The sequence below is a fragment of the Azospirillum sp. RU38E genome (genome assembly GCF_900188385.1).
Classification (GTDB): domain Bacteria; phylum Pseudomonadota; class Alphaproteobacteria; order Azospirillales; family Azospirillaceae; genus Niveispirillum.
This window is the reverse complement of the sequence record NZ_FZOI01000007.1, coordinates 149,856-160,954: the sequence shown is the minus strand read 5'-3', so window position 1 is coordinate 160,954 and position 11,099 is coordinate 149,856. Positions and strand designations below refer to the sequence as shown.

At 63.4% G+C, this 11,099-nt stretch carries 12 protein-coding genes; 6 read left to right on the top strand and 6 right to left on the bottom strand.

What is annotated here, in order from left to right; genetic code table 11:
* The first annotated feature begins 46 nt into the window (after positions 1 to 46).
* From CHB97_RS14085 to CHB97_RS14075, 3 genes are read left to right on the top strand one after another with little or no spacing between them, the layout of a single operon-like run.
* Positions 47 to 697 carry a response regulator transcription factor gene (locus CHB97_RS14085; protein WP_244559538.1) on the top strand — a complete coding sequence of 217 codons (651 nt, stop codon included), beginning with the start codon at positions 47 to 49 and terminating at the stop codon, positions 695 to 697.
* 50 nt (positions 698 to 747) lie between these two features.
* Entirely contained in the window at positions 748 to 1,332 is a 585-nt protein-coding gene (locus CHB97_RS14080; RefSeq protein ID WP_089288615.1) for a DUF882 domain-containing protein, read from the top strand.
* Complete coding sequence (locus tag CHB97_RS14075; protein ID WP_143270906.1) at positions 1,329 to 2,018, top strand: hypothetical protein; 690 nt, start codon at positions 1,329 to 1,331, stop codon at positions 2,016 to 2,018. The genes CHB97_RS14080 and CHB97_RS14075 overlap by 4 nt, the downstream gene beginning before the upstream one ends.
* 156 nt (positions 2,019 to 2,174) lie before the next feature.
* Here the strand turns inward: CHB97_RS14075 and rpsA are convergent, their stop codons facing one another.
* The 6 genes from rpsA to sucC all read right to left on the bottom strand — a co-directional run bounded on the left by rpsA (position 2,175) and on the right by sucC (position 8,817).
* Entirely contained in the window at positions 2,175 to 3,869 is a 1,695-nt protein-coding gene (gene rpsA / locus CHB97_RS14070; RefSeq protein WP_089288613.1) for a 30S ribosomal protein S1, read from the bottom strand.
* A gap of 394 nt (positions 3,870 to 4,263) precedes the next feature.
* Positions 4,264 to 4,935: a bifunctional 2-polyprenyl-6-hydroxyphenol methylase/3-demethylubiquinol 3-O-methyltransferase UbiG gene (locus CHB97_RS14065; RefSeq protein WP_089288612.1), complete on the bottom strand. Its 672-nt coding sequence runs from the start codon at positions 4,933 to 4,935 to the stop codon at positions 4,264 to 4,266.
* Between the two features lie 6 nt (positions 4,936 to 4,941).
* A complete protein-coding gene (locus tag CHB97_RS14060; protein ID WP_143270904.1) occupies positions 4,942 to 5,643 on the bottom strand; it encodes a hypothetical protein in 702 nt (233 codons plus the stop codon).
* 231 nt (positions 5,644 to 5,874) lie between these two features.
* Complete coding sequence (gene cmk, locus CHB97_RS14055; RefSeq protein ID WP_089288610.1) at positions 5,875 to 6,531, bottom strand: (d)CMP kinase; 657 nt, start codon at positions 6,529 to 6,531, stop codon at positions 5,875 to 5,877.
* A gap of 215 nt (positions 6,532 to 6,746) precedes the next feature.
* The gene (gene sucD, locus CHB97_RS14050; RefSeq protein ID WP_089288609.1) at positions 6,747 to 7,619 is read right to left on the bottom strand and encodes a succinate--CoA ligase subunit alpha; all 873 of its coding nucleotides are present in this window, start codon (positions 7,617 to 7,619) and stop codon (positions 6,747 to 6,749) included.
* 1 nt (position 7,620) lies between these two features.
* Positions 7,621 to 8,817, bottom strand: coding sequence for an ADP-forming succinate--CoA ligase subunit beta (sucC, locus tag CHB97_RS14045; protein ID WP_089288608.1), 1,197 nt, complete (start codon positions 8,815 to 8,817; stop codon positions 7,621 to 7,623).
* 349 nt (positions 8,818 to 9,166) lie between these two features.
* Between sucC and CHB97_RS14040 the strand changes: the two genes are divergently transcribed.
* The 3 genes from CHB97_RS14040 to CHB97_RS14030 all read left to right on the top strand — a co-directional run bounded on the left by CHB97_RS14040 (position 9,167) and on the right by CHB97_RS14030 (position 11,067).
* Positions 9,167 to 9,826, top strand: coding sequence for a YceI family protein (locus CHB97_RS14040; protein WP_244559537.1), 660 nt, complete (start codon positions 9,167 to 9,169; stop codon positions 9,824 to 9,826).
* A 63-nt stretch (positions 9,827 to 9,889) separates the two neighbouring features.
* A complete protein-coding gene (locus CHB97_RS14035; protein WP_089288607.1) occupies positions 9,890 to 10,489 on the top strand; it encodes a cytochrome b in 600 nt (199 codons plus the stop codon).
* 5 nt (positions 10,490 to 10,494) lie between these two features.
* Positions 10,495 to 11,067 carry a YceI family protein gene (locus CHB97_RS14030; protein WP_244559536.1) on the top strand — a complete coding sequence of 191 codons (573 nt, stop codon included), beginning with the start codon at positions 10,495 to 10,497 and terminating at the stop codon, positions 11,065 to 11,067.
* The last annotated feature ends 32 nt before the right edge of the window (positions 11,068 to 11,099 follow it).

Here is an 11,099-nt window from a genome sequence, read left to right as displayed (position 1 = left end):
CAATCGCACCGGTTCCCCCTGCCCGCCCCAACGCATGACCGGCCCGTTGATCCTTCTGGTCGATGACGACCTGCCGCTGCGCCAGTCCGTCGCGGAACAGTTGCTGCTGCGCGACATGCGGGTGGTGGAGGCGGCAACGGCGGCCGAAGCCACGGCGGCGCTGTCCGGCAGCGGCCCCTTCACCGCCATCCTGCTGGCCGGCACCCTGCCGGATGGCGACGGGGCCAGCCTCTGCACCCTCTGGCGGGGCCAAGGCATCACCTGCCCCATCATCCTGCTAGGCGGCAAGACGGTGGCCGCCGCCAATGACCATATCACCAAGCCTTTTCGGCTGGGCACCCTGCTGGGCCGGCTGGAGGCGTTGTTGCGCCCGCCAACAGCGGTGACCCGCCCGCCGCCCCTGCCGCTGGGCCCCTATCAGTTCCATGCCGATGACAAGCTGCTGGTCCGGCCGGCGGATGGCGGCAAGATCCGGCTGACGGACAAGGAAGCCGCCCTGCTGCGCCTGCTGCATGATGCGGCCGGGGCGGTGGTCGCGCGCGAAACCCTGCTGGAACAGGTCTGGGGCTACCGCCAGGGGATCAGCACCCATACGCTGGAAACCCACATTTACCGATTGCGCCGCAAGATGGAGGCGGACGCCGCCGCCCCTGCCCTGTTGCTGACCGAAGGGGGCGGCTACCGTCTCGCCCCCTGATCCGTCCTTGCCTGCCCTTTGCCCCTTACTGTCGCCGCCGGAGCCCACCCTTGCCCTTTTCCTGCCGTCACCTGTTGTTCCTTCTGCTGACCGCCGCCGCCCTGGCCCTGGCCGGCTGCACCAGCCGGCCGCTGCAACCGCCGCCGGAACCGGAAGTGGTGCTGCCGCCGCTGCCCGATGTGCGGCGCGTGGTGTTGACCTATCCACGGTCAAAGGAGATGGTGGACGTGATCTATTTCCATAATGGTGATTACGACCGCGATGCCATGGTCAAGATCAGCCATTTGCTGCGTGACCGGCGCACGGGGGAGGAACGGCCCATCGACCCGTTGCTGATGGATTTCCTGTTCGACCTGCTGATGCGCACCGGCCTGCCGCCCACCACGGTGGTGGAGGTGACGGACGGGTTCCGTTCCGCCGGCACCAATGCCGATCTGGTGAAGGTGAATGGCAATGCGGCGCGCGAAAGCTATCACCTGCAGGGAAAGGCCATGGATTTCCGCGTGCCGCTGCTGCCCGGCCCGGCCTTGGGCGAAATCGCCAAGACCATGCAGCGCGGCGGTTCCGCCTATTATCCGTCCACCGGCCATACCCATATCGATACCGGCCCCAACCGCACCTGGCGGACGCGATGAGGCAAATGATCCGGCAGGGTTTGGCCCGTACCCTGGCGGTGATGGCCGCCTGCCTGCCGCTGGGCGGCTGTCTGCTGGGGCAGAGCGCCACGCCGCTGCTGCCCACGGGGGAGGCGCTGCCGCATGGCGTCTTCTCCCGCGATATGCCCAGCGGGCTGGGCGATACGCTGACGGTGCGGGAAGAGACGATGCGTGCCGGCAGCCGCTATGTCGTTTCGGGAGCCGGTGGCCGCGTCGGCTCCGTCGCCTTCGCCCGCATCGTTGATGCCGACTTGTCGCGCCTGTCGGTACCGGGGGGTGAGGCACGGGCGCTCTACCTGGCGCAGGTGCGCCTGACCGGGGAAGGCCTGCAACGGCTGGACAGCCGCACCCGCCTGCCCGCCGCCCTGAAGGATGAGGATGCGGAGCGCTATGCCTATCTGCCCCTGGCCCTGGTGCGCCAAGGCACAGACGCGCCGACCCTGGTGCTGATGGAATGCAGCGGCCCCGACCCGGCCGCCCTGCTGCGCAAGGCGGGGCCGGAATTCAACCTGCGTTTCAGCGCCGACGGGCTGTTGCGCATCATCGACCGGGCGCAGATCCTGCGCGCCATCAATGCCGTGCTGAACCGGCAGCTGGCCAGCGGCAGCTGCCGGGCGGAACGGCGGCTGGAACTGTCGCCCCACACACCGCTGAAACTTCCCTGATCGCGAGCCGTCCCAGGTCTGCCGCGGGCGGACGGGGGCGTCAGCGGGCCGAATGCAAGCGGGTCGAAAAGAAACAGCAAAAAGGCCGCCGGGTTGCCCCGGCGGCCTTTTCACTACTCCAACAACCTGAACAGATCAGGCTGATCCGTTGCCGGATCAGTCGTTCTGCTGGCGGCGCTTCAGAGCCGCACCTAGGATGTCGCCCAGCGAGGCGCCCGAGTCGGACGAACCGAATTCGGCCATCGCGGACTTCTCTTCCTCAACTTCCTTGGCCTTGATCGACAGGCCGATCTTGCGGGAACCGCGATCGACCTGGGTGACCTTGGCATCGACCTTTTCGCCAACGGCGAAGCGGTCGGGGCGCTGCTCGGAACGCTCACGGCTCAGGTCGGACTTGCGGATGAAGCCGGTGAAGCCTTCACCAACCTCAACCTCGATCCCGCCTTCGGTGATCTGGGTCACGGTGCAGGTGACGACATCGCCCTTCTTGACGCCAGCGGCAGCCTGCTCGAACGGATCGGAAGCCAGCTGCTTGATGCCGAGGGAGATGCGTTCCTTCTCAACGTCAACGTCCAGGACCTTGACCTTGACCTGATCGCCCTTCTTGTATTCCTGGATCGCCTGCTCGCCGGGGGTGTTCCAATCCAGATCGGACAGGTGCACCATACCGTCGATGTCGCCCGGCAGACCAACGAACAGACCGAATTCGGTGATGTTCTTGACCTCGCCTTCCAGCTCGGTGCCGCCCGGGAACTTCTCGACGAAGGCTTCCCAGGGGTTCTGCATGGTCTGCTTCAGACCCAGGCTGATACGGCGCTTCACCGGATCCACGTCCAGCACCATCACTTCCACTTCCTGAGAGGTGGAAACGATCTTGCCCGGATGGACGTTCTTCTTGGTCCAGCTCATCTCGGAGACGTGCACCAGACCTTCGATACCCGGCTCCAGCTCCACAAAGGCGCCGTAGTCGGTGATGTTGGTGACGCGACCCTTGAACTTGGCCTGCGGCGGGTACTTGGCTTCCACGCCTTCCCACGGATCGGCTTCCAGCTGCTTCATGCCGAGGCTGATGCGCTGGGTCTCGGAGTTGAAGCGGATGACCTGGACCGTAACGGTCTGGCCGATCTGCAGGGCTTCCGACGGGTGGTTGATACGGCGCCAGGCGATATCGGTGACGTGCAGCAGGCCGTCAACGCCGCCCAGATCAACGAACGCACCGTAATCGGTGATGTTCTTGACCACGCCCTGCAGGATCTGGCCTTCCTTGAGGGAGGCGACCAGCTCGGAGCGGGCTTCCGCACGGCTTTCTTCCAGCACGGCGCGGCGGGAAACGACGATGTTGCCGCGCGAGCGGTCCATCTTCAGGATCTGGAACGGCTGCGGCGTGCCCATCAGCGGGGAGATGTCGCGCACCGGACGGATATCGACCTGGCTGCCCGGCAGGAAGGCCACGGCGCCATTGAGATCGACGGTGAAGCCACCCTTGACGCGACCGAAAATGATGCCGGTGACACGGCTCTGGTCGGTGAAGGACTTCTCCAGCAGGGTCCAGGCTTCCTCGCGCTTGGCCTTCTCACGCGACAGAACGGCTTCACCGTTCTTGTCTTCCATGCGCTCCAGATAGACCTCGACGGTGTCGCCGATCTTCAGCTCGACCGGCTGGCCCGGAACGGCAAATTCCTTGAGAGCAACGCGACCTTCAGACTTCAGGCCAACGTCGATCAGCACCATGTCGTTGTCGATATTGACGACACGACCCTTGACGACGGTGCCTTCCAGGCTGTCGGCGGAGCCGAACGATTCTTCCAGCAGGGCGGCGAAGCTTTCCTTCGCGGCGGAAACCTGTGCCATGTAAACTCCAATGGGCAGACTGTTTCGGGTTGATCCCAACGGCGCTTCCACCCATCCCCGGCACGCCCGAACCGGTTCTGTGGCTTCACCACCGCCGCGCCAGGCATCATACCCGGCGGCTTTGCCAAGCCAGCCCGAAGGCCAGCTTTCCTGTTCCCGAAGAGGGCGGCAGCATGGCCGCCCTTGATGAAAGCCCATGGCTACGCCACCATACCGGCGGCGAGGACGTTCAATAGCAGAACGCGAGCGATACCAGCGGGGCTGTTTTCCAGCCCCCGGCAACGCATCGCGTCATGATCTTTCATGCCCTTCGGGGCAAGGCGGGCTATATAGCCGGAAACTGCCTTCGCCGCAACCGATAGAGTCGGCATGGGCCCTGTCAGATCCGTGCGGATCAGTCGTTGGCGACGGCCCGCACTACAAATTGAAAGGGCAAGGCATCCTTGATCGCTATCTGCGCATTCCCGCCCTGGGCTTCGACGATGGCGGTAATGGCCTGCCGCATAAAGTCAGGCATGGTCTCGTCCAGTAAAACACCTTTAGCTTGTTCCACCCGATAACCGGTGGTGAATAACATCTCCAGCATCGTGACGCGCGTGAACCAGCGAAGATGGGTACGGTCCAGCAGACCCGATTCAACGTAGCGGAACTGACCAGTTGCTAACATTATCTGAACACTCCAATGCTGAACATTAGGAATGCAGATAATGAGATAGCCGCCGGGTGGCAGAATCGCACGGATGCGGGTGAGCACCTCCCAGGGATTCCGCAGATGTTCCAGCACATCGCCGAAAATCCAGGCTTGGGCACCTTGGAAAGCTGGCACCATGGCCAAATCCATCTGCTCGATATCACCTACCAGTATCTCGCTGCAGTGTGCGGCGGCGGCGGCGGCATATTGTGCATCAATTTCCACCCCCACATAATGGACCCCTGGATTGGTAGCGCGGTAAGCGGCGGCCAAGGCACCAGAGCTGCAACCAACCTCAACCACCCGCGATAGGCCTGAAGGGATTGTTGCCAACAGATTTTTGTTAATGAGTGGGTGCATCGGCGTCTGCTGCATGGCGCTTCACTCCCCCCATTTGGCCAGATAGTTTCGATATCCCTCTAACCAAGCGCCGCCGCCATAATTACCGGCGCTGGCGTGCAGAGCTGGGATTGGTGCCACGCCCATGCGTATGCCCAGAAGCTCCGCCTGTCGGCATAAATCCAGATCATAGAAATGGAAGGGAAAACCAACGTCGAACCGCAGACCGAAACGGCGAAATATTTCCGTGCGCGCGGCCAGAAACAGACCATCCATCAAGCGGCATTCCCGCCCAGGAGCCCCGTAATAACCAATGAGGCTGGGAAAGCTCAGTCCCGTTGATACGGCGCCACACAGATTTACTTCCTGGTCGGGCTCAAAATTCCCGCTTTCATTGAGAATATGGCCCCAGGTCGGCTGCAATGGGGTGCGGCGTACATTGCCGGCCAAGCCAACAATATCGAAAGTGCGCGTCCACTTCGACAATGTATCTGGCCAAAAAAAATCGAGCAGGGTCACATCATCATGGATAAAGACAAGTATAAGATCATCATCCCCCTCCTTCAGGGCCCGTTCGATCTCGTAATTGTATAGAAATGGCAGGCCCGTCTGGTTCTCCAGATATAAGGATAACTCGATCGGGAACTGGATACGCCAATGCCCCAACGACTTACCCAATAAACTATCCTTTTCGAACTGATCTTTCGCAGCGCGGGAAGCGCTCACCATACGTACGCGACTCATGCCGCCTCCTAAGGCGCCGAACAGGACGGGAAGAGAAAGGAAAAGCTGAACATCATTTGCCGCCGGCGAGGAAAAAAACGCGCAGCTTCAAGCCTGCTCTGTCATTACACCATTCTAAACAGAGTTGGATAGTGGCAAAGATATAATCAATGGAATATGGCCCACGCCCCAAAATAAAAAGCCGCCAGTTACCCGGCGGCGTCCTTGTGAAAATCAATTATGCGATGGTGATTATATGGTGGCGCGGATCACATCCATGGCGGCCTGAAATGCCGCATCGGGGCCCAGGTCGGAATTATCCAGCACCACGGCATCCTCCGCTGGTACCAGCGGGGCAAAGGCGCGGGTGGTGTCGCGTTCGTCGCGCGCCCGCATATCGGCCAGCACGGCAGTGAAATCCACACCGGCCGTGCCCCCGCCCAGTTCCCTGAACCGGCGTTCAGCCCGCACCTCCACCGAAGCGGTGACGAACAGCTTCACCGGCGCGTCCGGGCAGATGACGGTGCCGATATCCCGCCCGTCCAGTACCGCCCCCGCCGCCCCGCCCGGCGGGTTGGCCGCGAAGTCGCGCTGGAATTCCAGCAGCGCCTGGCGCACACCGGGATAGGCCGAGACGATGGAGGCGGCCTGCGCCGTTTCATCCTGGCGCAAGGCCGGATCAGCCGTCAGTTCGGCAATACGCTCGGCATCCAGCGCGCGCGCCGCCGCCATGGCCGCTTCGACATCGCGCACATCCTGACCGGCCCGGATCATCGACAGGCCCACCGCCCGGTACAGCGCGCCGGTATCCAGCAGCGCATAGCCCATGGCCTGGGCGACGCGGCGGGCAAGCGTGCCCTTGCCGCTGGCGGCGGGACCATCGATAGCGATGACAGGCTTGGTGGACATGGGCGTCAGGGCTCCCCAGAGCGGCAATGGACAATCACGGCGGCACCCTTGCCCGTACAGGGTCGAAGCGTCAAGCCATGCCGCTTATGCGCCAAGGGAGGCGAAAGGTCATTGACCTGCATCATCGGCACCAGCACCCCACAAAAGAAAAACCCGCCGGGCTGCCCCGGCGGGTTCTCTTTACTCAACGAAGCTGCTCTGGTCTGGCCTTAAGCTCAACCCAGCGCCTTCACCATGGTCGAGCCCAGGCTGGCCGGGCTTTCGGAGACATGGATACCGGCGGCGCGCATTGCTTCCACCTTGAACTCGGCGGTGTCGTTACCGCCGGAGATCACGGCACCGGCATGGCCCATGCGGCGGCCCGGCGGGGCAGTGCGACCGGCGATGAAGCCGACGACCGGCTTCTTCAGGCCGGAAGCCTTGATGTACTCCGCACCATTCACCTCAGCGTCACCACCGATCTCGCCGATCATGATGATGCCTTCGGTTTCCGGATCCTTGGCGAACATCTCCAGCGCGTCGACAAAGTTGGTGCCGTTGACCGGGTCACCGCCAATGCCGATGCAGGTGGTCTGGCCCAGGCCGGCCGCCGTGGTCTGCGCCACCGCTTCGTACGTCAGCGTGCCGGAACGGGACACGATGCCGATCTTGCCACGGCGATGGATGTGGCCCGGCATGATGCCGATCTTGCACTCGTCCGGGGTGATGACACCCGGGCAGTTCGGACCGACCAGACGGGTCGCACTGTTGGCCAGGGCACGCTTCACGCGCACCATGTCCAGCACCGGAATGCCTTCGGTGATGCAGACCACCAGCGGCAGTTCGGCATCAATGGCTTCCAGGATGGCGTCGGCGGCGAACGGCGGCGGCACATAGATGACCGAAGCGTTCGCACCGGTCTTCGACACAGCATCGGCCACGGTGTCGAACACCGGCAGGTCCAGATGCTTGGAGCCGCCCTTACCGGGCGTCACGCCGCCGACCATCTTGGTGCCATAGGCGATGGCCTGTTCGGAATGGAAAGTCCCCTGCGCGCCGGTAAAGCCCTGGCAGATGACTTTGGTGTCTTTGTTAACGAGAACGGCCATGTTACGCGGCCTCCTTCACGGCCTTCACGATCTTCTCGGCAGCGTCGGCCAGATTGTCGGCCGACAGGATGGGCAGGCCGGATTCGGCCATGATCTTCTTGCCGAGATCGACGTTCGTGCCTTCCAGACGAACAACCAGCGGAACATGCAAGGACACTTCGCGGGCGGCGGCAACGACGCCTTCCGCAATCACGTCGCAGCGCATGATGCCGCCGAAGATGTTGACCAGGATGCCTTCGACATTCGGGTCGGACAGGATCAGCTTGAACGCCGTGGTGACGCGCTCCTTGGTGGCGCCGCCGCCAACGTCCAGGAAGTTCGCCGGCTCACCGCCATACAGCTTGATGATGTCCATGGTGGCCATGGCCAGACCAGCGCCGTTCACCATGCAGCCGATGTTGCCATCCAGCTTCACATAGTTCAGGCCGTGCTTGGTGGCCTCGGTCTCCGACGCCTCTTCCTCGTCCTCGTCGCGGAGTTCTTCCACGTCCGGGTGACGGTAAAGGGCGTTGTCGTCGAAGTTCACCTTGGCGTCGAGCGCGATGACCTCACCCGCACCGGTCACGACCAGCGGGTTGATTTCCACCATGCTCATGTCCAGGTCGATGAACGCCTTGTACATGGCGGCCATGAACTTGGCCGCGGCGTTCACCTGCTTGCCTTCCAGGCCCAGGGCGAAGGCGACCTTGCGGGCGTGATAGCCCTGCAGGCCCTGCACCGGGTCGATGGCGACCTTGGTGATCTTCTCCGGATGGCTGTGGGCCACTTCCTCGATCTCCATGCCGCCTTCGGTGGAGGCGACGATGGTGACGCGGGAAGAGCCACGGTCCAGCAGCATGGACAGGTACAGCTCGCGCTTGATGTCAGCGCCTTCCTCGATATAGAGGCGCTTGACTTCCTTGCCTTCCGCACCGGTCTGCTTGGTGACCAGCACCTGGTTCAGCATGGCGGCGGCATTGGTCTGCACGTCTTCCACGCTCTTGACGACGCGGACGCCGCCCTTGCCGTTCGGGTCGTTCTGGAAACGACCAGCGCCACGGCCACCGGCATGGATCTGCGACTTGACCACCCAGACGGGGCCGCCCAGCTCCTGCGCGACCTTGGCCGCTTCCTCGGGCGTGTAGGCAACGCCGCCGCGCGGAACCGCGACACCGTACTTCTTCAACAGGCCCTTGGCCTGGTACTCATGAATATTCATAGGTCAGCCGTCTTGCTCTGGATGGGAGACGGGCCGGCCGCGACGGGGTGTCAACGGACCGCGCGCAGGGTCCGTCCCCACGCGGGCGGCACTTTAGCACTATGCCAACCGGGATCAACCGTCCAAAGGTCCCTCCCATGCACATTGATTTGCGCGCTGCCGCACAGGGTGGCGATGACCCCACCCTTGGCGGCACAAGGCTGAGGGACAGCCCACCCCTTGACGGGCACGCATCTGCAGCAAGGGTGCCATGTAACGGCGGCGTGGCCACTACAGCGGGACGATTGTTGCACTGGGCGAAACATTGCGTCCCAAATATGCCGGATAGTGGCAAAGCGGATTCTGGGTCATGCTGGCCCCCATGTTGAACCCCACCAAGACGGAGTTGCACACCATGTCCCGTACCCTTATCGCCGGTCTGTTCGGCGCCGCCCTGCTGCTGACCGCCGGCCAGGGCATTGCCCAGGATCTGACCCAGGATCCGGCGGCTGTGAAGTCCGGCACCTATGCGGTGGAGCCGACCCACACCAAGGTTGTCTTCGCCATCAACCACCTGGGCTATTCCACCTATTACGGCACGTTCCCCAAGGCCGAAGGCACGCTGGTGCTGGACGCCGCCAACCCGGCCAAGTCGGTGCTGGATGTGACGGTGGATGTCACCGCCATCTCCACCGACCTGAAGGAGCTGAACGAGCATCTGCTGTCGCCGGACTTCTTTGACGGCGCCAAGTTCCCCAAGGCCACCTTCAAGAGCACCAAGGTGGAGCTGACGGGCAAGAACAAGGCCAAGGTGACCGGCAACCTGACCCTGAAGGGCGTGACCAAGCCGGTGACCCTGGATGTCACCTTCAACCAGGCTGGCCCGAACTTCATCAATAAGGTCTACAGCGTCGGGTTTGACGCCACGACCACCATCAAGCGCTCCGATTTCGGCGTCAGCGCCTATGTCCCCGCCGTGGGCGACGAGGTGACGCTGCGCATCGGTTCGGAACTGCAGCTGAAGAAGTGATGTGATGCGGTGCGGGCGGTTTCCCCGCCCGCACCGCTCCATCTTTTTAAGGAGACCGGGGCCATGACGGGCACGGGAACGCATGATGGCCAGCACGACCCGCGCTATGGCGGGGTTGCGATGGCGCTGCACTGGGCGACGGCCGCCGCCATTTTCCTGATGCTGGCCAGCGGGTTGACCATGACCCGCATGGCGCCGGGCATGACGGCCTTCAATCTTTATCAATGGCACAAGGCGCTGGGCATTACCGTGCTGGCGCTGACGCTGATCCGGCTGGTCTGGCGCCTGGGCCATCGGCCGCCGCCTTTGCCCGATGCCATGCCGACCCTGGAGAAGCTGGGCGCGCGTTTGGCGCATCTGGGCTTTTACGCCCTGCTGCTGGGGCTGCCCTTGTCCGGCTGGCTGCTGGTCTCCGTCTCGCCCCTGAACCTGCCGACCAGCTGGTTCGGCTATTTCCTGATCCCGCATCTGCCAGCCCCAACGGATGCCGCCCTGCGCCAAACCCTGAACAGCCTGTCGGAAACGGCGCATGGGCTGGGCGGCTGGACCCTGCTGGCGCTGTTATTTGTGCATATCGCGGCCGCCCTGCGCCACGCGCTGATCCTGCACGACCATGTACTGCGCAGTATGCTGCCGCGCTGGCTGGCCCCCCGGAAAGGTTGATCATCATGATGTCCGCACTGAAACGCCTGCTGCTGGCGGGCTCCACCGTTGCCCTGTTGGCCCTGCCCGCCGCCGCCGGTGAATGGCAGGTGGAGGGGGCCCAGTCCCGCCTGGGCTTTACCGGCATCCAGCTGGGCCAGAGCTTCCAGGGCAAGTTCGAGAAATTCAGCGCCAAGATCGATTTCGACCCGGCCAAGCCGGAGGCGGGCGGCAAGGTGGAGGTGCTGATCGACATGGCCAGCGCCAAGACCGGCGATGCCCAGCGTGATGGCAGCCTGCCGGGGGCCGACTGGTTCGCCATCGATAAATTCGCCCAGGCGAATTTCACCGCGACCACGTTCCGCCGCACCGGTGACAATGCCTATGAGGCTGAGGGCACCTTGACCATGAAGGGCGTCAGCCGCCCGCTGGTGCTGCCCTTCACCCTGTCGCCCGACGGTGCCGCCACCCGCGCCAAGGGCAAGGTGACGCTGCTGCGCAGTGATTTCGGCGTCGGCCAGGGCCAATGGGCCACCGACCAATGGGTGGCCCTGAAGGTGGATGTCGATTTCGACCTGAAGGCGACACCGAAAGCCTGACGTTAAGGGGGCGGGCTTTCCCGCCCCTCCTT